The 23,613-nt window shown below is 66.3% G+C and carries 15 protein-coding genes; 10 read left to right on the top strand and 5 right to left on the bottom strand.

Annotated features, from left to right (window positions below; genetic code table 11):
* Positions 1 to 346 precede the first annotated feature (346 nt).
* The 3 genes from ACGFIE_RS25095 to ACGFIE_RS25105 are packed head-to-tail and all read left to right on the top strand — an operon-like array spanning position 347 to position 4,491.
* Positions 347 to 1,036 (top strand): SAVMC3_10250 family protein, encoded by a 690-nt coding sequence (locus tag ACGFIE_RS25095; protein ID WP_393298703.1) that lies wholly within the window; start codon positions 347 to 349, stop codon positions 1,034 to 1,036.
* Positions 1,037 to 1,052: 16 nt separating this feature from the next.
* Positions 1,053 to 3,137 (top strand): AIPR family protein, encoded by a 2,085-nt coding sequence (locus tag ACGFIE_RS25100; RefSeq protein ID WP_393298706.1) that lies wholly within the window; start codon positions 1,053 to 1,055, stop codon positions 3,135 to 3,137.
* Between the two features lie 7 nt (positions 3,138 to 3,144).
* The gene (locus ACGFIE_RS25105; RefSeq protein WP_393298709.1) at positions 3,145 to 4,491 is read left to right on the top strand and encodes a protein kinase; all 1,347 of its coding nucleotides are present in this window, start codon (positions 3,145 to 3,147) and stop codon (positions 4,489 to 4,491) included.
* A gap of 405 nt (positions 4,492 to 4,896) precedes the next feature.
* Here ACGFIE_RS25105 and ACGFIE_RS25110 read toward each other — a convergent pair whose 3' ends face one another.
* From ACGFIE_RS25110 to ACGFIE_RS25130, 5 genes are all read right to left on the bottom strand, one after another.
* Complete coding sequence (locus ACGFIE_RS25110; protein WP_393298712.1) at positions 4,897 to 5,196, bottom strand: hypothetical protein; 300 nt, start codon at positions 5,194 to 5,196, stop codon at positions 4,897 to 4,899.
* A gap of 273 nt (positions 5,197 to 5,469) precedes the next feature.
* Entirely contained in the window at positions 5,470 to 6,675 is a 1,206-nt protein-coding gene (locus ACGFIE_RS25115) for a TIGR02679 domain-containing protein (protein WP_393298715.1), read from the bottom strand.
* A 3-nt stretch (positions 6,676 to 6,678) separates the two neighbouring features.
* On the bottom strand, positions 6,679 to 11,667 hold the full coding sequence (locus tag ACGFIE_RS25120; protein ID WP_393298718.1) for an SbcC/MukB-like Walker B domain-containing protein: 4,989 nt from the start codon (positions 11,665 to 11,667) through the stop codon (positions 6,679 to 6,681).
* Positions 11,664 to 12,947, bottom strand: coding sequence for a DUF2398 family protein (locus ACGFIE_RS25125; RefSeq protein ID WP_393298721.1), 1,284 nt, complete (start codon positions 12,945 to 12,947; stop codon positions 11,664 to 11,666). The genes ACGFIE_RS25120 and ACGFIE_RS25125 overlap by 4 nt, the downstream gene beginning before the upstream one ends.
* On the bottom strand, positions 12,944 to 14,491 hold the full coding sequence (locus ACGFIE_RS25130; protein WP_393298724.1) for a DUF2397 family protein: 1,548 nt from the start codon (positions 14,489 to 14,491) through the stop codon (positions 12,944 to 12,946). The genes ACGFIE_RS25125 and ACGFIE_RS25130 overlap by 4 nt, the downstream gene beginning before the upstream one ends.
* 962 nt (positions 14,492 to 15,453) lie before the next feature.
* On the opposite strand from ACGFIE_RS25130, the gene ACGFIE_RS25135 reads away from it, so the two are divergent.
* The 7 genes from ACGFIE_RS25135 (at position 15,454) to ACGFIE_RS25165 (ending at position 23,550) form a co-directional block, all read left to right on the top strand.
* A complete protein-coding gene (locus ACGFIE_RS25135) occupies positions 15,454 to 15,756 on the top strand; it encodes a hypothetical protein (protein ID WP_393298727.1) in 303 nt (100 codons plus the stop codon).
* Between the two features lie 91 nt (positions 15,757 to 15,847).
* Positions 15,848 to 16,816: a tyrosine-type recombinase/integrase gene (locus ACGFIE_RS25140; protein ID WP_393298730.1), complete on the top strand. Its 969-nt coding sequence runs from the start codon at positions 15,848 to 15,850 to the stop codon at positions 16,814 to 16,816.
* A gap of 332 nt (positions 16,817 to 17,148) precedes the next feature.
* Complete coding sequence (locus ACGFIE_RS25145; RefSeq protein ID WP_393298733.1) at positions 17,149 to 17,610, top strand: hypothetical protein; 462 nt, start codon at positions 17,149 to 17,151, stop codon at positions 17,608 to 17,610.
* A 66-nt stretch (positions 17,611 to 17,676) separates the two neighbouring features.
* Positions 17,677 to 18,177: a hypothetical protein gene (locus ACGFIE_RS25150; protein ID WP_393298735.1), complete on the top strand. Its 501-nt coding sequence runs from the start codon at positions 17,677 to 17,679 to the stop codon at positions 18,175 to 18,177.
* Positions 18,178 to 18,634: 457 nt separating this feature from the next.
* Positions 18,635 to 19,183 carry a hypothetical protein gene (locus ACGFIE_RS25155; RefSeq protein WP_393298738.1) on the top strand — a complete coding sequence of 183 codons (549 nt, stop codon included), beginning with the start codon at positions 18,635 to 18,637 and terminating at the stop codon, positions 19,181 to 19,183.
* Positions 19,180 to 21,345 carry a hypothetical protein gene (locus tag ACGFIE_RS25160; protein WP_393298741.1) on the top strand — a complete coding sequence of 722 codons (2,166 nt, stop codon included), beginning with the start codon at positions 19,180 to 19,182 and terminating at the stop codon, positions 21,343 to 21,345. The genes ACGFIE_RS25155 and ACGFIE_RS25160 overlap by 4 nt, the downstream gene beginning before the upstream one ends.
* Positions 21,346 to 21,429: 84 nt before the next feature.
* Positions 21,430 to 23,550, top strand: coding sequence for a hypothetical protein (locus ACGFIE_RS25165; RefSeq protein ID WP_393298744.1), 2,121 nt, complete (start codon positions 21,430 to 21,432; stop codon positions 23,548 to 23,550).
* The last annotated feature ends 63 nt before the right edge of the window (positions 23,551 to 23,613 follow it).

Consider the following 23,613-nt stretch of genomic DNA (forward strand, 5'->3'; position numbering starts at 1 on the left):
CCACCAGATACGACAAACTCGCCGTGCGCTACGAAGCCACCCTCACCATCGCCGCCATCAACCAATGGCTTCGTGCCCTACGAAACACGGCCTAGTGGCGCCAGGGCCATCCGTGGTGGCCACCGTCAGCGCCGGCCGGGCCTGAACCTGGTTCGCCAACTCGGACGCGGTACCCCTCCTCACCACGTCCGACGCTTGATCGGGGCCGGATACCTCCTTAGATCCGCAGACCTTCTGGCGAGTGAAGACGTGCGCTTCCTGAGCGGAGGCGTAAGCGGTTTGGTGGGCAATGGCATGATGCGGCCTAGAGGAAGCGGGGCCGAGGAGCGGGCAACCGGGGGTGCCAGTGCGTGAGGTCGTCTATCTGTCTACGGGCAAGCTGAACGAGTTCGTGCCGGAGCCGCGCCGCGCGCTGCCCGACGTCAAGGTGCACGCGGGCGGATCCCTCGCCGGGATTGATGTGGCCAATCCAGCGCCGGACAGCGTGCGGGAGATGCGGCGTCACCTCAAGCGGGTAGAGAAGCTAATGGCACGCGACGCACCTTGGCACACCGAGCCTGGTCTCACTCCAGGCCGCTGGGTCAGGTTTGAGGCGGCATTGGACTGGGTGACGCTCCGCGGCAGGTACCAGGATCTGGTGCTGTTTGTGGACCCAGAGCACCCCCTCACATCCGGCTCACGGCGGTTGCTGCTGCACGGCTCGGCCCGGCACTTGCGGGGCCGCCCACCGGTCCAGGTGGACGGCCCCGCCCTGACTGGCCTGGACGGCACCGGCCACAGCGCGGGCACGATCTTTGTCACCCAGGCCGGGCACGTCGTTAGCGCACTAGCACCGGATCCGCTCGAGACGTCGAGTGGACTGCTGCCCCAGGCCGGTATCCGGGATCTGCTCGCCGCCTTGGACGCCCAGCGCCCCGAGGTTGGCACGGCCGCCGTGGTGACCGGTCTGGCCCGGGTCAGTGCCCTGCTGCCAGCCGCCGCTGATGACGGTGGTTGTTTGGTGGCCAGCCCGCTGATCGTGGAATACGTCAACTAGTTGGCTGGAGGCCACCATGGAGGACCAGACCGACGCGCTCGAAGGCCTGCCGCTGGAGGTCCGGCAGGTGCGTGCCGCCCTGACCCAGGGTTTCGCCGGCCTGCTGGACCTGAATGATCTCCAGGAGCTGCCCCCGGCGCAGCGTGAGCGGGTCTTCCTCACACGTGCGCTGGCCGCCAAGGCAGTCCAGCTTTCCGCGGACTGCACCGCGGCGCAGGCGGCGCGGGCAGTCACCGCCGAGGCCGAAGACCATGGGTTCGATGCGGTTCTGGTCTCGCCCGCGACCGCTGAGATCTGGCTAATCGAAGCGAAATGGAGCGACCACGCAACCGCCCGGCTTGCCGACCCGGCCATCCGCCAACTGCTGCACCGCTTTCAGCAGCTTGTCACGCTTGGGCATGATCGGATCGATGCTGTGCTCGACGCGCCGGCCGTACGGATTCACCTCGTCATGGCAGTTTTGAGCAACGATGGCCTCTCGCCCGAGGGACATGAACTGTTGACCGAGGCTGCGGCGGGCTTCAATCAGTTCGGTGAGCTGCTGGACTTCCGGGTTCTTGGGGTCGCCGACTTCCATGCTGCCGCCCGGCGAGACGCGTTGCCGGCGCCGGTCTCGGTCACCGCCACGCTTTCCGGCAGTTGGCACATGAACTCCACTCCGTACCAGGAGTATCTCGGCGCGGTGGCCGCTGACGAGGTGGCCGGATGGTATGAGCAGCACGGCGAACGGCTTTTTGAGCAGAACGTCCGATATCCGCTGGGTTGGACCGATGTCAATGCAGCCATAATCGACAGCCTGCTGAATGAACCGAACAGCTTCTGGTACTTGAATAACGGCATTACCGTGTTATGCGACAATGTCCGTGCCGACTTCTTCGCCCGGCGTGCGCCGGGCCATCCGGTCCGGTTGAGGCTGGACTCTGCCCGTGTGGTAAATGGAGCGCAAACAGTTGCCGCCGTTTATCAGGCACACGAAGAGAAGCCTGAAAAAGTCGCCGAAGCGCTCGTCCTAGTGCGAATTCTGTGCATGGACGGCGCTCCGGTTGACCTGGCGCAGCGGATCACTCAGGCCACCAACACGCAGAACCGGGTAGAGCCCCGCGATTTCGTCGCGCTCGATCCGGAGCAACAGTTGATCCGCGACGACTTCGCGTTGTCGCTAGGCAAGGCGTACGTCTTGCGGCGCGGCGAGCAGGTGCCTGCGCCGGCTGCGGGGTGCAGCGTGGCAGAGGCCGCCCTCGCTCTAGCCTGCGCGCACCCCGACGCTGCCATAGTCGCCCGCCTCAGGCAGGACCGCGATGTGCTCTGGCACCGGGGCCCGCGCGGGGTGTACCACCAACTTTTCGGCAGCCGCCCTGGCGCACTGCAGATCTGGCGCTCTGTACGGCTGCTGCGTAAAGTGCGCGACGCGCTTGCCGCCCCGACGAACGGCTCGGCCGGCCGTGACCGCGGGTTCACCTCCCACGCCGATCTCTTGGTCGCCCACATCGCCTTCCAGCTAGTCGGTAGCGACGGGATCGACGAACCTGGCGACGACTGGGAGGTCCGGATGACGGCCGTCGCGAAGCTGACCGGTGTCGTTTCGACTGCGGTTACGGATCAGCTAACCGCCCAGTACGGCCGGCACGCCTTGCTCGCCCGGGCCCTCCGCGACGAGCAGAGCTGCCGAAAGCTAGCGGCAGGTGTGGTGCGGTCAATGGAGCAGGTCGACCCGCCGCCGGCCCGCGGGCGGCGGCCTAACGCCGTGTCCCTGCTGGTTGCTGACGGTTTCATCAAGGACGGAACCCAGTTGGTCTACCAACCGGGTAGCGCCACTGAGCGAGACGCTTTGCGCGGGTGGCTCGGCGAGGCCCCGGAACGGTGCCTGGCCACCTGGGTTAACGACGACCGGAGGCCCCTCGTCTGGGCGGTGGACGAGCAACGCTACTCGCCGACTGGGCTCGTGATACGGATCTGGGAGCAGGCCGGGTGGGCGGACCGGCCGGTCGCGGTACAGGGCACCCGCAACTGGTATCTGCCGGGCGAGGGCACCCTCGCCGAGCTGGCCAGTGGGCTGCGAGTGGACGCGGACGCGGCAGGCGACGGTCCTGGTGCGCGGTGACCCCCATGTGCTCGACAGGCGCTACGAGCTGCGCCAGCGCCTCGGTGGCGGCGCGATGGGCGATGTCTGGCTTGGGTATGATCGTCGGTCACGGCGAGCTGTTGCGGTCAAACTAATCCACCGCGAGTGGCTGGATCCCCGGCATGGGTCGGAGCTGGCCGAACGTTTCCGGCGGGAGGCCGGCCTGCTGGCGCGGCTGCATCATCCGGGCATCCCGGCGTTGCTCGACGTCGGGCTAACTAGCGAGTACCAGGGCACCGGTGAGCACACTGGCGCGACAGAGGACGCCGGTGCAGGCCAGCCCTACCTAGTGATGGATTACATTCTCGGTCAGACTCTCGCGGAGATCGTTCAGGAGCAACGTCGTCTGCCCGAGGAACAGGTCGTGTCGATCGCCGAGCAGATCTGCGACGTGCTTGAGTACACCCACGCGATTCCGGTCGTCCACCGCGACCTCAAGCCGGCAAACATCATGCTGGCCAGCCGACGGGTCGTGGTGCTGGACTTCGGCGTGGCCCGGATGTTCCGCACCGACCAGGCGCGGCTGACGCAGGGCAACCGGGTGCTGGGCACCGTCGGATACATGCCGCCCGAGCAGTGCGCCGGGCGCGACGTTAGCCCGCGCAGCGATCTCTACTCGCTGGCCTGTCTGCTCTACGAACTCCTCACCGGGATACCACCGTTCACCGGTTCCGACCCGGCCACGGTCATGTACCACCACCAGTACCGGACACCGGAGTCGGTCGGTTTGCTACGCCCCGGCGTTGCTCCGGCTCTGGAGGCGGTCATCATGGCCGGGCTGGCGAAAAAGCCCGGCGAGCGCCCGGCAACGGCTCGCGAGTTCCGGCAGCGGCTGGTTGGCTTGCCCGGTCAGGCAGGTGGAACGGGTGCCGCCGACCAGGTCGGGGACGGCCAGGCGGCCGAGCCTTTCTCCGTTGAAGTGCGCATCATCCAGGCGCAGGCGCTCTTCGACGAGGGACTGATCGGTGAGGCCTTGCCCAGGTTCGCGCGCCTCGCGCGTGATTTGGCCAGGCTCGGCCCGCAGCACACCGGCGATCTTGCACGGTGCCGCATCCTGCTCGCCCGCTGCCGGACGTGTCTGGGGCATCCGCAAGAGGCGCTCAAGGACTTGCAGGCTCTTGCCGACCAACTGGTTCCTGCCCGGCCCGCTGACGACACGCTGCTGCTGGAGGTGCGGTTCCGCGCAGGACAGCTGCTGATTGACCTAGGTGATCAGCACGGCGTCAGCGAGCTCGCCGAGGTTTACCGGCTGCTGCGTAAAGCTGACCGCCCGCAGGATGCGGCGATGACTGCGGAGGTCCGCCGGGCGTTCAACCGCGCCACCCTGAGCTGACGCGCCGTGGCCGGCTCAGAACGCAAGCCCGTCCGCATGATGGCCAGGACGTTCGCGTCGAAGTCCCGATGCCTCCCGGAACCTCAAGTTGGGAGCGAAGCAGTAGAGGTACCGCGCTGCCTCCAAGCGTGAGCACCAATGGTTCATCGCGGTCGTTACAAGTGCGACACGTTCCGCCGGCTTCTTAACGCCCGCCGCGCCCTCACACCCGACGAACTGCGCGCCATCAACGCTGCCGCCCGAATCGGCGGCGACGACGCCATCCCCAATGCGTTGCTCCTGCTGCGCCTCCAGACCGAAACGGCTTGCCAACGCGTGGAGGCCCTTTCTGCGCCTGATCGACCTGGGCCCCGAGAGCCCTCATCGAGATACGCGAGAAGGGCGGCACGCAACGCTGGCAGCCCATCACATGCTGCCCGTACTCTGTGCCAGCATGGGAAAAGGACGCCACGTGGTGGAGCTTGGAGGCGCTGAACGCAGAGGTGCTGCCTGACCACCGTCACGACACGACGGGGAAACCTCGACGGGATCTTTGGCGCCATCGACGAGTTGCGCTGCTTCCGCAAGGAGCACATCCCTGTTGCCGAGATCGAGAAATGGCAGCTCCACTATGACCCCGATGACGCTGAGGGGATCGCCAAGATCGAAAAACTCCGCCATGCGATCCAAGCTGAGGTTCAGCTGCCGGCGACCGTTCTGGTTCATATACCCGACGGGCCTCGATTCGAGCAGTACGGTGATCCTCCATATGGAGGCGCTCACCACCTACTCGAAGGTCGTCACCGCTACAACGCCGCTTGCCGGGAGCAGACGCCGACGATCTTCGCGTGGGTCGCTCATATCGGCTGCTGCGGCGGACCCGGCGCTGACCTTGTGGCAGCGGAATCTGGCGGGCAGGCATGGCCCCATCTGAGCTGCCCCGCAAGAGACAGCGAGGGCGGCACGATCATTGCCGACCCGGACGCCGGGCCATGCGGTTCAGAGCGGGTGAGCGTCGAGGATTCGCGCGAGAAGAACGTCGTGTTCCTGGTAGACCGCGGCAGTGAGCGCATGGGGCGACTCACCTTCGCGCAGCCTGGGCCAAGGCGTAGCCGGCGGGCGATGTCGAGCTTCGGAGGCGGTGTCGTCGTCCATCGCAATCAATTCGGCGCCATAGGTCGATGCGACGACCGCCGCGATCTGTCTGCCCGCGGTGTCGATATCGCCGGCATAGCGCAGGCGCACGCCGTGCGAAACAGCGAGTTGAAATAGCACATGATCGATCGCACGTAGCTGGCCGCTGGTACAGGCGATCGGTTGTCGCACTCCGGCGATGAAAGCGATCTCCAGGACCGACGGGTTCTCCACGACCGTCAGGGTTTGCGATGCGAGAACGGGCGGATGTTGTACGAGGTCGAGCAATGTGAGCGCCACAGGTGCCGGTGAATCGCGCAGTCGCCGGTCGATCGGTCCGTCGCCGACAGCCTCGACGTTGAAGAGCAGGACCGTCGCGGAGAGCCGGTCGGCGATGACACCGACGGTGGCCAGCAGCGCGCGTACAAGATCCGGCCGGTTCGGCTCGGTTTGGCCGGCGAGTTCGGCGATTGCAGCCGCGAGGCGGATGCCGTTGAGGGTGGTCAGGTCGAAATAGTGTGGGTCGCCGGTGATGTCGTGGGCGAGCTTCGCCAGAGGTACCGGCGGCCGGGCTGGAATGCGTCGCAGGGCTGCGGCGAGCGCGGCGATGCTGTGCCGGATCTCGGTATCGTCCTCGCCGACGCCGGTGACCCGCATCCGGGCGACGAGCTGCGGCAGGTCGGGAAGCTTCTCGGTCGCGTACTGCCACAGCTGCGCACGACGGTCCGCCGCGGCGAGCGCAGCGGCGCTACGGTCGATGACCGGTTCCCCCACTGCTTTCTCGACCAGTGCGACGAGCGTTTCTCGATCGATGTCGAGCGCGGCGAGGAGTTCTCGCAGCGGGACCGTGGCGGTGTCGCCGGACACGGTGACGGCGGATGTGCCGCGGCGTCGGCGTGTGGAGGTGTCGAGCCAGGTCCGCAGTTGCGCGATACCGGCTGTGCTCAGTGCCAGGACCCGAACCGTGTTGATCGCCTCGGGGCGGGTGCCGGCGCAGAGACGTCCGTGGACGGCGCGCCACAGAGGACGCAGGTCGACGTCTGCCGCCAGATAGGTGAGGTCAGCCGGCATCGTTCAGTGTCCGGCCGGGGTCGTGTCTGCGGTAGATGAGGCGAGGGGTAGGGGCGTCGGTTCCCCGCTGCCCTTCCACAACCACGGGACGGTCACGCGGTGCCGCCCGTCGGTGATGACTTCGTGGACGACGACGTGCTGAGCTTCGCGTTTGATCAGCGGGGCGATCGTGGGGGTGGTCGCGAGGACGTCGAAATCCCAGGTTCGCAGCAGGGTGAGGATCTGGCGCAGGTTGCGGTCGTCGAAGGCAGCGTCGATCTCGTCGATGGACAGCAGGCGAGGCCCCTGGTAGGTGTCGCCGGAGTACATCGACCAGGCGGCAGCCAGCAGCGGGAGCATCGTCGCGAGTCGGGATTCGCCGGTGGACAGGCCTTTGAGCGGGTTGGATCGGGCGTTTACCGGCTTGAACTGGTCGGCGCCGAAACTGCTGTGCGTGACGCTGATCTCCCAGTGGTGCCAGGAGCGGTAGTCGAAGGTGTGGGCGACCCGGTCGGCCCAGGTCTCCTCGCCGGCGTCCTCCATCCGTTCCCGCAGGATTTCGTACATCTGATCGAAGACCTCGTCGGAGGGCGGCGCTTTGAGCAGGGCGACCATTTGCTGGGAGTTGCCGTCGTCGCGGACCTTCCAGTCGACCTGGACGCCGACGCGGGCAACGCCGGTCCGGACGTTCTCAAGGGTGGCCCGGATCTGTCGGACAAGTTCCCTTGCCGCCTCGCGGCGGGTCTGGATGTCACGCCGCAGCTGGGTGAACATCGACGTCTTGAGAGTCGCCTTGACGTCCTGGCGCAGATCTCGTTCGAGGCCCTCGGCTGTAGCGCGGAGTGTCTCGGCGGCTTGCCGCAGATCCTCGCCGACGGCGGCGTTGGGTGCCGCGAGCGTGATGCGCCGCCACTCGGTGCCCTCAAGGGTGGTGCTGTCGAGCTGTTGATCGAACTCTGCGAGGGCCTGGTTGACGGACCGCATAGTGCTCTCGAGCTGCTTCTGCACCCGTTCCCGAGCCATCCTCAAGGTGTCCAGCCGAGCGCTGGTGGTGGGTTTGCCGGCGAGCAGTTGACGCGACCAGGTGAGTGCGGCAGTCAGGTTGGCCGGCCGGTTGTCGCTATCACGCGGCAGGGTTTCCGGCACTTCGGCGAAGCCGTGAGTGATCAGAAGGCACATTCGATCGAAGCAGTCGGTGCGGTGCTGGTCGGCCTCTCGGCGACGTGGCGCGATCTTGTCGAGCGTGGTGGTGGCGGCGACCGCAGCATTGTCGTGCGTGCGGAACTCGGCCTCGCATCGCTCGACCTCGGCCAGTTTGTCGGTCAGTTCGTCAGCGAGCCGGTCCTTCGTCTGACGTAGCTCGGCGTATTCCGCCCCGTACAGCGCTCGGGTCTGCTCCATCCGGGCGTCCAGTTCCTCGGCGGTGAGCCGGATCTGGTCCGCGGCGACGACCGCCTTCTGGAACCTGCCGGCGACCCGGTCCGCCGTCCGCTGCTCGCGCTGGGCTGTTGCGAGCAAGTCGAGGGTTCGCTGCCCGGCGCTCTGCCAGGCCCCGATCTGCTGCAGCAGGGTAGCGACCAGGTCCCGGTGCCGTCGTAGCACTTCTCGGTCGGTTGGCAGGATGGCGCCGTCGGGCAGCGTCGCGGCGGTATGCAGTGCGCGCAGCGCCGTGCGGACGCGGTCGCTGGCTTGCTGGTGCCGGTGGCGGTGCTCGTCGACCGAGGCGCGGGCAGCGGCCTCGTCCCGTTCGGCAGCGTCCTCATCACGGGTGGTGCGGCGCAGCTGCTCCAAGTCGGGGAATCGCTGTTCCTCGGCAGCGCACACTTGCTGAGCCGTTCGGGCCTCGTCCCGCCGCTCGGTGGCTTCCGCCAGCTCCTCCCGCGCGGTGGCCAGGGCGTCGCCGGCGTCGGACTCGGATTGCCGGGATCGTCCTAGTGCGCCGGCCGCCTCTTCAAGTCGCCGGCGTGCAGTCTCCACCGTCCTGCCTATGGCGTTGAGGGCAGCGTCGAACTCGGCGAGCAGGCCGGTGAGCTGCGCTGCGGCGGTGGCCAGTGCCTGCGTGGTTTGCTGCTGAGCTTTCGCGACGCCGAGCTGCAGTTGGCTGACCTGCTCGCGTGCCACGGCAACCACGTCGGCGGGAGGGAAGTCATCCCGCTCCCGGCCGGACGCGCGGACAGCGGCTTCAAGGTGTTCAACGCGTTGCTTCTCAGCCTCAAGGTCGTGGCGTGCGGTGGCCAGTCGCTGTTCGAGGTCGGCGACGAGCGCGAGCCGGGCGCGTTCGCGGGCGGTTCGGCCGATGAACGTGGCTCGGTAGTTTGGCGGAGCCGACGCGATCACGTTGCCGGTGCGCAGGCGCCCGATGCTGAGGTCGCTGCCGGTCAGGTCGATGGCGACGGCCTGCAGCAGCCATTCGACGTGCCGCGGATCGGCGCCCGCGCCGTTCTCCGCAACGAGGATGTCGGCGAGGCTCTGCCCGGCGGCGGGACGGTCGCCGGCGAGCACTAGGTCACCGTTGCCGACCAGGCCCTCGCCGGTAATAAGCGCGTCGAGCAGGCCTGCGGTCAGCAGGGCACCTTCGATACGGTCGGCCTGCTCCGCGCTGATGTGCTCGGCGAAAGCAACGGCGGCCCACAACGGCACGCCACGGCCCGGATCGCGTGGTGCCCGCCACGGCGGCGCTTGCGGCACCGGCAGCTGTCGCCGGGCCTTTTCGAGCTCGTCCTCGATCCCAGTGACTCGTTGCCCCGCATCATCGACGGCACGCCCTGCCTCGGATATCGCGCGTTGCAGACCGCTGACGGCCGCCGAGTGGGCCCGTTCCAGATCGAGGAACGGCTGCCGCAGATCGATGGCATCCGGATCGTCGGGCAGGTTCACCGTACGGCCGTCGAGGTGGACGAGCCTGGCGCGCCACCCGGTCACCTGACGGCTCCACTCCGTTGCTGCCAGGGTGGCGTCCACTCGGCCGTTCGCCAGAGCTCGCTCAGCTGTAGCGGTGATGGCGCGGGCAACGTCGACGTCGGCGTCATGGTCGGCTCGGGCTTGGCGGGCCTGTTCGTCGACGGCGGTACGGTCGATGTCGGCTTGGGCCTGCGCGTCCTCCAGGTCACGTTGGGCCTGATCGGCAACTTGTTCGGCCCTATCCCGAGCCCCTGCGGCCCGGTGTGCCGCGCCCTCGGCAACCTGCACGAGGCGGGTGCCGTGCACGACGTCCTGCTCCCGGGCTGCCAGGGCGATCCGTTCCCGTGTTGCGGTCCCGGCCTCATGCAGCCAAGCAACCAACTGGTCGGGGTCGATCCGGTCCTCGACATCAGTCGTCAGGTCCGCCGGTACGGACGGAAGCTGGGCCCGGCGGCCCTCCCACCGGTCCAATTCGTCGAGTAGGTCCTGTTCGGCGGCGCGACGTTCGGCGCGGGCATCACCGGCACGATCGGCGGCACGATCCTGGGCCTCTTCGGCGGCGCGGAGATGCCCGGCCTCGGTTCGTTGCTCGATCTGTGCCATGTCGTGCTCGTGCAGGACCGTGTCGATGCCGTTGAGGGTTGTCGTGCGCGTCTCGATCCAGCCGCGGGGTGTTTCGGCGATCTGGGCGAGGTCAACCTTGGGCGGATCCTGGTCGAGGCTGTTGGCTGCCGTGACCTGTTCGGTGACCTCGGCGAGCCGATCGACGAATGCGTGCGCCCCGACATCGGCGGCTGTCGCGCGTAGCCGCGAGCCGATCCCCGTCAGATGGCGCTGACTGTTGCGGAACTGATCCACGGACTCCACCGCCTGCTGGGCGGCGTATTGCGACTCTTCCTGCAAGTCCAGGCTAGCTGCTTCCAGCTCGGATTGCTGCTTGCGTAGATCAATCAGGCGTTCTTCGAGATGCGGAAGCTCGGCGCCGGCATGGTCACGCAGCGCATCCTCGGCGGCCTGCAGCCGGCCGCGGACACCAGCGATCTCGCCTCGCAGTTCCCCGCGCCGGGCCTGCACCCGCGCCGCCTGTGCCTGCGCCTCCGCCAACTGATGCTCGGCGGTACGCGCTTCACGGGCGTGGTCGTCGAAGACCGTCTGGGCATTCGCCAGTCGGGCGGCCTCCTCGGCGATGATCGCGTCGATGTAGCGCTGGTACTGCTGCTCCGATTGTTCCAGCTGCCGAATCTCGGCACGGGCTTGCTTCAGTTGTGCCTCAAGGTCGGCGATGCGTTCCATGGTGTCGGCGATGAACTGCAACGCTCGTGGATCCAGCGCCGGAAGCGCCTCGGTCAGCACCGCGCGCATCTGATTCGGGGAGATCGCCTCTGCGGTGCGGACGCTGCGCAGGCTGCGCAACACTCCAACGAGAGCGTCGAACTGCACCGAGTCCAACGGCGCGAACAGCGTCGTGCGGATCGCGTCGCGGTACTGGTTCTCCTCGGCAAGGTTCACATAGCCCCGGACCTTCGAGGTGAGACGGTCAGTTGAGGTGAACAGCCGGCCGCTCGCGGCGCCAACCTGCTCGGCGAGCCCTTCAATCGGTACCGGATCCCGCTGTCGGGCAAGGAAGAGGTCGGTGCCGACACGACCCGGCATGATGAAAAACGCCTTCTGCAAGCCGCTGCTCTGCGAGCGCAGCCACAGGCCGGTCGTCAGGTAGCGAACGTCACCGGTGCTGCTATCGCGGTAGCCGTACTCCAGCCACCACGCTCCGGTGCGATCCTCCTTCGGGTTGCGGTCGGTGTGCCGGTCGATCAGCGTGCCGACGGCCTCACCAGACACCGACAGCGCCTTCTGCGACACCTCGCCGTCGAGCAGTACGGTGACCAGCATCGAGGCGGTCAAGGACTTACCGGATCCGTTCGGCCCGGCCAGCGCCAGCCAGCCGTCGGCGAACATGAGCGTCTCGTCGGTCCACGCCCACGAGTTCACCGCACCGGCTCGGGTTGGCTGCCATCTGTCGGCGGCGATCGGTCCGTCGTTCCAATCCGACATTGGGCCGGCGGTGTCGTGGCTTCCGGTTCGCTGTTGGCCCGGGTGCGCGATGAGAGTCACGCCGTCCCCTCCCTCGGGTCCGAGTCATCTTCCGAGCGGTGTCGGCCCGGACGAGCGGGCTGGCCTTGCCGTGCCCGCACGTGCCACAGGTGCACGCCCGGTGTGATCTGCCACCGGTCTTCGTCGCCGGTGACCCGGAGCAGGCCGGCGGTGACCAGTTCCGCGGCAGCGGCTCGAGCTAGGACGGGCAGTTGTTCGGCGTAGCCGGCCGCCCACCGTGGCATGTCTCGACGGATCTCTTGGAACAATGTCGTGATCTCGTCGGCGGTTACCTCGGACGCGTTGTGGTGCGGCAGGTGCGACAGCAGGGCTAGCGCACCCTGCCGCTCTGTCTTGCGGCCCTGCGGGAAGTCGGAGTCAGAGGCGGTTCCCGTCGGGTCGGTGATCTCCCACCAGTCGCGGCGCACGCTGGCGACCAGCCCCAGCGCGGCGGCGATGTTCAACGCGCGTTCCCGGCCGGTCGAGGTGGCGAGGTAGCCGACCGGGTTCGGGTCGTCCTCCGGGTCAGCGGCAGGGTCGTCCGCCACTCGCCGCAGCGCGGTCAGCCGGCGCCCCTCCACGCTGGCCTGCCGTTGCGCGACGGCGTCCGGCTCGGCGTCCGGAAGCGAGACCGCTGTCAGCGTGGCGACGTGCTGACTGGGGGCCCGGCCGCTCAACGACAACAGCGTCGGCGATAACGAGGCGAACTTGTTGGCGAGGCTGTCGCGGTCAGCGGTGATGAACACCTCCGCGTTCTCGTCCGTCACCGCCCGGTCGAGGTCCGCGTCGACGCCGATCTCCCCGTCCACCTGCAGCAGCTTTATCGCATCCACAATGTTCGCCCGTGCGGCCTGTGCTTCACGCTTGCTGACCCCGTCCGCCGCCACGATCCGGAAAGCCGGTAGCCGACCCGTGGCCGCCTCGGCGGCGCACACCTGAGCAACCGACTGCAACAGCTCGCGCAGGCTGATCCGCGGACGCCGCCACAGCTGTTCACAGACCAGCGCGGCCAGCACCAGCACCTGAGCGGGCGCCAACTCGCCTCGTCCGCTGCGCCGCTGCAGCCGCGGTCCGCGATCCCCGGGAACATCGTCGCGGCGCTTATGCAGGCGCACCATCCCACCGACGTCGTGAATGTGCAGGGTCCACCCTAATTCCGTACGGAAGAAGTCGGTGATCTCCCGCCGGCCGCGCAGCACCGCCCGGTAACGAACCGGATCATCGGCCGAAGAGATCCGGCAGGTGAGGATCAGGTGGCGTGCCGCGTCAGCGAGATCCGGGTCGAGAAGCCGCTGGGTCATGCAGCGCCCTCCGTCATCACGACCTGCGGATCCTGGGCGGCTTCGGTCGGGGTCACGGTGATCAAGAGTTCCGGCGCCACCAGGGTCCCTTCGGCAAACCGGATCGGCAGGTGGGTCTCGGGGCGACCCAACCGGACCCGGACGACCACGCTGGCACCCTCGGCATGGACTTCGCCGTATCCGGTAGCGACATCAATCGTGTTGCGCGCTACTTCGATCGCGCCGAGCAGGATCACCAACGCCGCTGTCTCCAGACCGGTGAAATAACTCAGCGGCACTTCGCCATCGGTGGCCAGCAACGCGCTGAAGCGCCGCCGATTCGCCGCAGTGGCGGCAGCCTTCTCCAGAGCGGCAGCCCGGGCAGCACCGGCGTCCGGGACCTTGCGGGGACGGCCGCTGGAGCGACCGACGCGTTCGTGCTCGCGCAGGATCACATCCACCTGGTGCCGGCTGATCCCACCGGCTGCCAGGGTGGCGTGAGCGACGTCTTCTTCGGCCGTCCCGACGACCGCATGCACGGCAGGCCATTGGCCGAACGCGGCCGCGTACACCCGGCGGGCAGCCTCGTCGTCCGGCTGGGCGAACAAGCTGTACGCGAGTTCTCGGAAGTCGGCGGCCAGATCCGACCCGCGCCGCAGGGCTGTGTAGCGTCGATCGATGGCCACCAGGAGGGTATGCACGGCGCCGGCCGCCGAGGAGATCAGTCGCTGCACCGAACCCAAAGGGGTGAACCAGGCGGCCAGGTCAGACAGCCGACGCACTCGCTCGTCGATCCAGTCCTGCTGATCCCGGGCGTCAAGCAGGCCGGCGTGCATGGCGGCGGTCTCGACCAGCGGCCGGTGCCCGGCCGACTCCAAGTCGGCCAGGGCCGCCTCGACCCGGCGGAGCGCTCGCCCATACTCGCGCGGGAACTGCCGCAGGGCCTCGATGACACGATCACGGTTCTCCCCGAACAGCAGATCATCGGTGACATCGGACTGCACCATCTGCGCCAGCGCAGCGTAGAAGTCGGCGGTGACCCGCTGCATCTCGTCCAGCCTCGTCCGGACGTCATCCAGGTCGGTTGGCAGCAGCCCAGCGTCGGACGAGAGATGATCGATCAGATCACGAACCGTGCGTTCGACGCTGTCGAGAAGACGGCTCGGCAGTTGCAACGCCCGCCGCGAGTCGACGACAGCCGTGCGCACCGCGGCCACCACGGCCCGGCCGATCTTGGTCAACGCCCAGGCCTCCTGCCGGCGGACCAACGCATCCAAACCCGCGTTGAGCGCCGCATAGTCCCGGAATGGCTCGACGAGATGCGCGCTCGTCAGATAGTCGAGCACCGCACGCAGCTCGAATTCGGTCACTTGGTCGCGGAAGCCGACGTCGCGCATCTGCGCGGCGATGTCGGCCGGCGTCGACATCGGGGCGCGTGTCGCCAACTCCTCCAAGGCTGCCAACACTGCGGTGTTGCGCTCGCGCGCCAGGTCCTCGGGTTGGCCGAAGCATCGCCACACGACCGGATCGATGTCCTGCCACCACAGCCGTGGCGGATTCGGCACGCAGTTCCTCCCGGACGACCGTTACCTACCGCGCCATCGTCGCGGCACTCACCAACACTTCCTCGCTACTCTCCGAGACGCACCAGTGACCGACGCCGCAAGATTACGGTCTTCACGGCCCGAAACGCAGCCCTGGGCACAGGAATCGACAGCCGGACCACCACTACTGGGCCGTCCTCATCGAACGTCACCCGAACTAACTATCGACAGGTTGGGTCCACCTGTCCGCAGGAACCTTGCTATCAAGGACGCAGCTACCGACTCACGCACCGCCTCACGGTCATCGACGGCTAAGCCCACCTCACCTGACCCGGGCATGTACTGAACGTCCCCAGCCCGCCCTGCGCGCTCACGCTTTCCATGATCACCGAGACCTCGACGCAATCAGCGACGGGGACATGCCGCCGAAGGCATGGGAGGACCAGCTTGCGCTGACCCGACCCCGCCGGGGTTGGAGGCTGGCCTCTTGTGAGCGCTGCGGCAGTGTTCGATACAAGCCGACCCGCACCGCAGCCGCACATCGGCGAGGGCGGGGCGGCGGGCGGTAGCCGGGGTTGCCAAGACCGTCTCGCGGCAACAAAGCACATCGGCTGCGCTTGAGTCCTGGGCAGAAAACGAGTCCTGTTCATCTATACCTACATGGGCCGTTCAGCCGTACGCGGACAGCATTCGTCTGCTATCGCGCGTGATCTTGATGTCGGCGGAGGCTGGTGAAGGGCCGGTGGGGGGCGGCCGATCGGATCGTGCCTCGTCATGTACTGCCTGAATGTGATTGTTCGGTCATGACACAACTTATCCGACCGAAGGAACACCTCGTCGGTCCACTCGTACCTGCTGTCCTGCCCGCGCGTCCGGGTCCAAGCCCGATGCCGATGCCAGCTCTACCTGCCCGAGCCTGTCCATCGGCGATCACGGACGCGCCCCTGTTGCTGTGGATGGCTCTCCCGGCACGCTGCGGCCGGGTGAGCGCGCAGCACCTCCTGCGCGCGCTGGGGTGGCCGCCGCACCACCGCCTCGACGTTCAGCCGCGCCACGGCATGCTCGTCATCTGCTCGGCCAGCGACGGCCTTCACCAGGTGGGCAGCCGAGGGGACCTACCCTTGCCGGCGAATGCCCGACACATGTGCCGCATCGAGCCCGGCCAACCCGTGCTGCTCGCCGCCATCGTCCCGCACGACCTGCTCGTCGTGCATTCCGTCAGCACCGTCGTACGCCTGCTCGCCGACCTGCACACCCACCTGGCGGGAGTCGGCAATGAACACTGACCCCGCCGCCATCGCTGCCGCACGACAGGTTCTGGCTCACCTGGGTGTCACGGTGACCGACCTGCAATCGCACCCCGCGACGCCGTCCGTTGTGCCGACGGTCGCCGAGTACCTGCCCCGTGTTATTGCCGCTGCCGGGCCCGGAGCACGCCGCACCTACGGCACCTACTGGGAACGGATGGCCGCCGCGTGGCCCGAGCGGCCCGTAGACACCGTCACCGCCAGCGACGTCGAGGCCCTGAAACAGGCGATGATCGCCAGCGCTGTGTCGCGGCGCAACAGCCGCAACGGCCGGCACGCTGGTGAGCACCTCGTCGCCGCCGCCCGCGCCTTCTTCCGATGTGCCATCGCCGACGGGCTGATCGACGCCGCCGCCAGCCCCGCGCACCGAGTAGCGAAACCCCGACGCTTACCCGGCACCCGCCGCGCCTTGACCGCACACGAGTTGGAGGAGATCAACGCGATAGCGCGCACCAGCGGAAACGATGTCATCCTCGACGCGCTGCTCCTGCGCCTGCACACCGAGACCGCGGGCCGCCGCGGCGGCGCCCTGGCCCTACGGCTGGTCGACCTCGATGCGACCAACGGGCTCGTCCGCCTCACCGAGAAAGGATCGACCATCCGCTGGCAGCCCATCACCCTCGATCTCGCCGGACACCTGCGGGAGCACGCCGCCGCTCGCGGCGCGGTCCTGCCGACCGATCCGCTCCTGCGCGCGCGCAACGGCCAACCGATCACCAGCCGCCGCTACGACCACCTGTGGCAACGCTTGGGTGAGCGGCTGCCCTGGGTAGCCGTGCACGGCATCTCGACCCACTGGCTGCGCCATACCACCCTGACCTGGGTGGAACGGCACTTCGGCTACGGCATTGCCCGCGCCTACGCCGGACACACCGACAGCCCCGGTTCCTCCACTACCACCTACATCAAGGCGGATCTGCACGACGTGGCCAACGCGCTGTCGGCCATGACCGGCCAGCCCCATCCACTGGCCCGGGTGGCAGATCACGCCGGCACGTGGTCGCAGGTGAACCACGTCGCCTCGCCCACGTCCGAGTAGGAGACAGCCGCCGCGTGCGGTGTCGGGGGAACCAGCTCCGAATGCACCGCACGCGGCGAGGCGAGCGGACCGGCCTTGCAGCCCTCGGTCCCAGCTGAGAGGTTCTACGACGGCACCACCGAACATGCTGCCGTTGTCGACCGCATCGTCGACTGCCCCCCGACTCAGGGCGGAAGCAGTGGTGAAGCCGCGAGCACCGCCGTCGCACGTGATGCCCTTGCCGACGCTGGCGGCAAAAAACCGTTCCCGGGTCCTCCGCCTGAACATCGGTCGGGGTGAAGCGGAAGGAGTGCTGCCGGTCGTTGTTGTCGGCCGAGAAGTATAGTGCAATGGTGAAACATGCGGCAGCGAACAGTCAGGACCAAGAGGCGCTTAAGGCTGTGGTAACCCGCTTCCGTTTAGCTCTGGAGCTAGGCGACCTCCCGCTTGTAAGCCTTGCCGCATTTCCTCACGGCTCATGCGGCGATGTATGCGAGCTGCTGGGTCAGTTCTTGATCGACTCCGGGTTTGGTGAATGGCGGTACTGCTCTGGGCAACGGGATGACTCCTTCTTCACGCACGCCTGGCTGGAGCGGGACGGACTGATCCTCGACATCACGGCGGACCAGTTCCCCGACATAGACCAACCGGTGCTACTTACTCGCGACCGCGCCTGGCATAACCAGTTCTCCCTCCATGAGTGTCGACGCGCGGCGAATCTCGATCACCTTCTCTTCCAAGACTTCGCGGCGGATGCTGAGTGGACTTACCGCGAGCTGTATCGCCGTGTCAGTGATCGAGCAGGACTGCCTTGATACGTCGCGACCTCGTTGGCGACGGGCTGTAGGAATCTAGGCTAGATGTGGAAGGGGGTAGGCTCGATGCTGGTCCGCTTGGAGGATCTCCCGGCCGCCGACCGTGACCAGGGCATCTCCGTCTTCGCGACGCTGCCGGCGATTGCACGGCTTGATTGGCCCGGAGAGGTTGTCGAGCAGTGGCTCTACGACCACGGCCGTCACCTCGAATTTCTCGATGACTACGGCAGCCTTGACCTTAGCCGGATTCGGTGGACGCTTAAGGACGTGGCGGTTGACGACTTGAAGGCCATCCCGACCGGAAGGAGCGACCAGGACTGGCTGGACGAGGTCGCTGCAGAACATCGCCGTTGGCTGAGCCTGCGTCCGCAGAGATACCGTGATGCATGGGAGGACCACGGGAGTTGGCTCGTACCACCCATTCTCATCACCCGAGCCCTACTGTATCCCCGGAGCCTTGGCCTTCAGGTGATTGAAGGCCGTATGCGCGTGGGGATTCTTCAGGGCAGATTGGCTGACGGCCTACACGTTGCTGACGTTCACCGGGCTTGGGTGGGTTCAGCCTGAATGGTGCCGAATCGGGAGGGCCGTGCGCCGTCCCGTTGGAGGCCCCACCTCAGCTGACTCTGGTGTGAACTCTGACCGGGCATCTCCCACACGACGGACCGCAATGTCTTCGCCGATCGAAGGAGCGTCGGTTGATCGATCTGATCCACGCGATCGTACCGCTCCACTGTGTCCGTTCGGTCCACACGCAGTAGAGAAGCTGCGACCGTTGACCGGTATGGTCCTTCTCGGTAGCGCTGGCATCACGTTGAGAAGCGGGCGATGCGGGGTGGGGGTTGTGGTCGACACTTTGGAGGGGGCAGCTGCCGACGGGCGGCCGGCGGCTACGCGTACACAGCACGCCATTCGACTACTCGTCCTGCTCGCCGCATGCGGAGAACCAGCTGTGCCCGGTGACCCCACCGGCGCGGTGCGAGCCATCCGCAGTGAGCTGAGGCTGCAGGCTATGGACTTTTGGATGCGCAACCCTGACTACCTCGCCGACGAGCTGGTCACCATGGTCGAAGCCGGCGAGCTCCAGGACGGATTCCTGGGCACCGCGTGGTCGTTGCTGAATGACCCGGAGCCTGACCTGCACTGGTACCCGATGCCTCGGTGGTTCTACGGAGCCTACGAGCAGCTCGACGACGCCTTCGCTCTGCTGGAAACCTACGGGCTCGCCACCCTGATACGCATCGGGCGGCCCACTCGCAAGAGCCAGCGCAACCAGTTCTTCCTGACCCAAGCCGGCGCCACCGCTGCGGTCGAACTGGCAAACGAGCCCGTCCTGGACTGGTACGTCAAACAGGTGCAACTCGTGAAAATCGTTGCCGGTGATGACAACGGTCAAAGCCTGAAAGACCGTCAGTATCGACAAGCTACGTATGCCGGCACCGAACTCGGCCTCGACATCGACCCAATCGCCCCACACGTACGGCAACGGCTCGCCGCCATACACATCTCGGCGTTCAGTTCGCCAGAGCCTGCAGGCGCTACGAGCGCCGACATCGCCGGAGGCCGCTCGTGAGCACTCTCGCCGACGAGATCGTCAAGAACCTCGCCAAACGGCAAGGCGTCCGACGTCACCACCTGGCGGCCGACGAGGTTGACGCCATCCTGCACGACCTCAATGTCCCCACGATGGCGACCAAAGCCGTACCGGTGCCGCTGCGCGCTACCCGGATTCACTTTCGCGGAACGAAACTCCTGAAGCCGTCGCACCCGGACGCGGTAGGCCATCTACCCATCGACATCGCCGGTCCTACTCGCGAGCAAACAACCTTGTTCGACGAGGATGACGATGGCCTAGAGCCATCCAACGACGAGCAGCAGGACATCGTCCGGCTCGCACCTGTCCCGTTCAGCTTTCAATGGCGCCCCCAGCCGGGTGTCAACGGCATCGGATCCGGCCGCAACCTCCGTGGCAAGACCACGCTCTTGAACGTTTTGATGTGGTCGCTGACCGGCAGGTGCGCACGCTTCCAACCCGACATCAAGCGGTGGATCGAGCACGTCGAGGTCGACTGGACGGTCGGGCCCGAACGGCTGCGAGTTGCGTTCGAGGCGCGCGACGGCCGCGCTACAGGGCGGGTCCTCAAGTTAGGCGATGTCGGCGGATCCGACAGGACCACCATCCTCGGAGAGTTCGACGGCGACGACTTCGAACCCGTTATGGGTTCACTCATGATGCCCCGTCTTCATCTTGAGCGAATTCCTGTCTGGACCGATACTGAAGAGCGCGTGCATACCTGGCCGGTCTACTCCAGCGCCTTCGTAATCCGCTCCAACCAACTAGACCCCATCGTCGGTAACGAGCAGACCCTCGGTATCCGGATGATGCAGATGTTCGTTGGGACGGACTGGGTGCCCGCCCACGCCGCAGCAACGACCGCCAAGCGCAGCATGGAAACCGCGCACAAAGCCGCGACTGAGAGAGCCAAGGCCGCCGACGAAGCGACGCGAACAAGCCGCGAACATGCCCAGCGAGCCGTCGACGAGGTGAATGCAGAACTCGCTAAGCTGCCTGCCGAGGACTCTGACCTCAAGACGGTGCTGGATCTCTCCCGCCAGGCCTCCGAACTCTCCCGCCAGCTGCATGAACTCGAGACCACGCTGCTTGCGCAGACCGAACTTGCTGCCACCGCGCGCCAGCAACTCCGCACTGCACGAGCGCGTGTACACACCAGACACGAGACGGCGCTTGCGGCAAAATTTTTTCACCGCATGAAGCCCAGCGTTTGCCCGCGGTGCACAGCCGAGGTGACCGCCGAGCGTCAAGCAGCCGAGCCCACCCACCATCGGTGTTCGGTCTGCACCAGCCATCTCAACCTTGAGGCCTTCGAGGCAGACGTCATCGTCGCGGCGTCCGTGCCCTCATCTACGGCTTTAGCACTAGTTACCAAAGCAACCACCTCGCATCCCGACTCGGCGCCGGTAGGCGAGGGTCCGTCCGACGAAGTCGAAGCTGCACAAGCTGCAGTAGCTGCGGCCGAACAACGCCTCGAGAGACTGCAAGAACAATCCCGTCAGGTCACCCATCAACGAGACACCGCCGCCGCCCAGGCCGAAGCTGCCCGCAACGTGCTGAGCGCAGCCGAAGGTCGCAGAAACCTCGAACTTAAGCTCGCGCGCGCTGAAGGCGGCCTCGCCGCCCTGACCGAACCAAGCGACCCAGCCGTCGCCAACACGGTCAACCCCGTACGGGCAGCCGTAGCCGACGCGGCAGAACAGGTATTGCAAACGTGGGTGAAAAAGGAACAAGACCCCCTACTGGCAACGATCTCCGCCGAGATCGAAGCTCTCGCCGACGGCTTCGGCGCCGGCAACCTTCGTGACATCAAGCTCAACGGCGCAGCCAGCATGTCCATGTACAAGAGCGCCAGCAGAGCCACCTACACCGGCCTCACCGATGGGGAGAAGCTGCGACTCAAGATCGCCGCTGCGATCGCCCTTATCAACCACGGCTTCGCCGCAAATATCGGCCGCCACCCTGGGCTGCTCGTCTTGGACTCACCCGCAGCAGAAGAGATGCCCGAGGCCGATCTTGCCACCATCGTGGAAGCCCTTCAAACCGTCGCCGATGGGGCTGAGATGCAAATCTTCGTCGCCACTCGCAACGCTGGCCCCCTCGTCGAGCTTCTTCCCGCCCAGAACAGGGTCGTGGCCGAAGGCGACGACTACGTATGGTGACTGAACTGGGACCCCATTGGCGACAGCTCAACGTCCGACCACACTAGGCTCCGTACTCGACGCCGGCCATGGGGAAGGGGACGCATGAACGACCATTCGTCCACCAGCCTCGCCGAGGATCTCACGACCCTGCTCGCTACGACCACAGGTGGCCCGCCACGCGCCGACGCACTCTCAGTTCTCGGGGGCTGGGACCGTATCGCCAGGCAAGGTGCCGACACGGCCGACACCCCGGTCCTCAGCGTGCTGATCGCACTGGTGGCGCGAGACCTTGCTGACCCTGAGAACCGAACCGGATCCTACTCGGATGCCGTACGAGCAGTGGCCGCCGCGATCACAGCAACCGAAAGCCCTGCAATCTTCGCCGACAGCCTCAACTCGCTCCTTGGCTGCCCGGGAGCACTTGCCATTGCCGGACCAGACTTGGCGGGGTCGCTCGAAGACATCATCAACGGTTTTTGCAGGCAACTACAGCCGGACGCGCGGGCCACCCGACGCGCGGCAGACGCCCTGGAGGCGCTCACCCGGTTGAACCTTCGAGGTCTCGGGTCACCGTTCGGGCTTTTCGCCATCCTTGAACGCTTCAACGCTCCTGTGCCGAAACCGCTCGGCACGGCAGTCATTCGGGCTGTCGGCACGGCCGTGGATTATTGGCCACACGCAGTGTCCCTTGCTCAGGTAGTCCGGCTCGTAGCCGGCATGGAGAAGCCGCGAGGCCCGGTCCGGCTCGATGCCGACCCAGAAGGCATCGCATCGGACGCTGCGTGGGTCCTGGCCGGAATCGAGCTGGTCACCGCATTGCGAGCCTCTGACCTTGCGGCTATGGCCAGGAACCTCGAGACATCTGCGGCATACCTTCAGACCGCCCGCGACGACTACGACCGCGACGATGCCACCGTACTGCTGACCGTCGTCGAACTCCTGCGTGTTCTTCTTCAAGAATCTGGCGTACCACCCACCGTCGAGTCCCTGTCAACGACACTCTTACGCCCCGAAGCTCTCGACGCCCTCGCCGAGCGCGTCCGCAAGATCAACGTCTCCTCCGTGGGGCTAAATCACTGGTACGGCGATCCGAAACGAACTGCCCTTGCTGCGTGGGCCCGACTCGCCGACGATCTCGGCAGGCTCCGGACCGAGTTCTCCCGGAGCAGCTTCTACAAAGCAGAAGTAGTCGTCCACCGCCTTCTGGAGATCTACATGGGGTCTCGCTCGGTAGAAGTCGTACGCCACGACGACGACATCGAGGGCCTGCTCAAACTCGTCCAGCCGATCATCGAGACCGGCTTCGCCAGGACGGCCGGCCTTCTGAGCAATCTCGAAGACCACACAGCAGCCCTCGAACAACAAACCGCCGAAGCCACAACCGAATACCAGCGGTTCGTTCTCGCCGAGCAACTCGAAGCCGCACGGAAAACCCTCGGCGCTGCACAGGCACACGCCCTCGGAGGTGCTGGCGAGGGAAAAGGCGGCGGCGGTACGGCAGTCACGCCGCTGCCGCCGCCCCTTGACCAGCTCATCCCGTTCGGATGCGACGAAGCCGCCGAACTAGCTTCGCTTAGCCCTGCGGCTCTCGCGAAGTTGGCGCGCGAAGTCGACAATCGAACCATCGGAAGGCGAAGCCTCAACCTTGTCGAGCATGAGCTGTTCACCAGAATCCGAACCGCTCTTGTTGCCAGTCCGGACTATCACGATGACGTCGCAGCGGCAGTCGATGAGGTTCTGCGACTCGTCATTAGGTTCGTCACGACACGAAACAATGCGCAATCAGATCTACACGCCTACCTCTACGACCCGGAAGCCAAGGAGCGCGAAATCCATAATGATCTTTACAATTATCTCAGCGGAAGTGACCTAGGGTCCACGGTCGGATATGAAGTACCGCACGTAGGCGGTGGGCGAATCGACCTGCGCCTCATATTCGACCGCTTCGCCATATACCTCGAGATGAAGGTCGACGACACAAAGACTCCACTAAGCGACAAAACTGCATATCTGAAGCAGGCGGCGACTTACCAGATCAGTGACGTCCGAATCGGATTTCTTATCGCGCTGCGCCACAAGGCATTCGACCCTTCGGGCCCCCCACCTCATCTGAGCGAACTCATCGGTCACACCACTTTCGATATTCAAGGAGACCGCACTCCGCGTCACCTCATTACGGTGCAGGTCCCCGGCAGCCGTACCAAGCCATCGCGCATGAGGTGACGGCAAGGAGGGGTCGATAGGCGGTCCAGCAGGCATAGGCTTGGCCGCACCTAGAGGGTTGCT

Origin of the sequence: Micromonospora sp. NPDC049275, from assembly GCF_043197115.1 — a bacterium.
In the GTDB taxonomy this organism is placed as follows: domain Bacteria; phylum Actinomycetota; class Actinomycetes; order Mycobacteriales; family Micromonosporaceae; genus Micromonospora.

Bases quoted from the DNA above. Each gene is read 5' to 3' on its own strand.
- ACGFIE_RS25165 (WP_393298744.1), top strand. From the start codon at position 21,430: ATGAACGACCATTCGTCCACCAGCCTCGCCGAGGATCTCACGACCCTG.
- ACGFIE_RS25155 (WP_393298738.1), top strand. From the start codon at position 18,635: ATGCGCAACCCTGACTACCTCGCCGACGAGCTGGTCACCATGGTCGAA.
- ACGFIE_RS25110 (WP_393298712.1), bottom strand. From the start codon at position 5,196: ATGAACCAGAACGGTCGCCGGCAGCTGAACCTCAGCTTGGATCGCATG.
- ACGFIE_RS25150 (WP_393298735.1), top strand. From the start codon at position 17,677: ATGCTGGTCCGCTTGGAGGATCTCCCGGCCGCCGACCGTGACCAGGGC.
- ACGFIE_RS25100 (WP_393298706.1), top strand. From the start codon at position 1,053: ATGGAGGACCAGACCGACGCGCTCGAAGGCCTGCCGCTGGAGGTCCGG.
- ACGFIE_RS25125 (WP_393298721.1), bottom strand. From the start codon at position 12,947: ATGACCCAGCGGCTTCTCGACCCGGATCTCGCTGACGCGGCACGCCAC.
- ACGFIE_RS25115 (WP_393298715.1), bottom strand. From the start codon at position 6,675: ATGCCGGCTGACCTCACCTATCTGGCGGCAGACGTCGACCTGCGTCCT.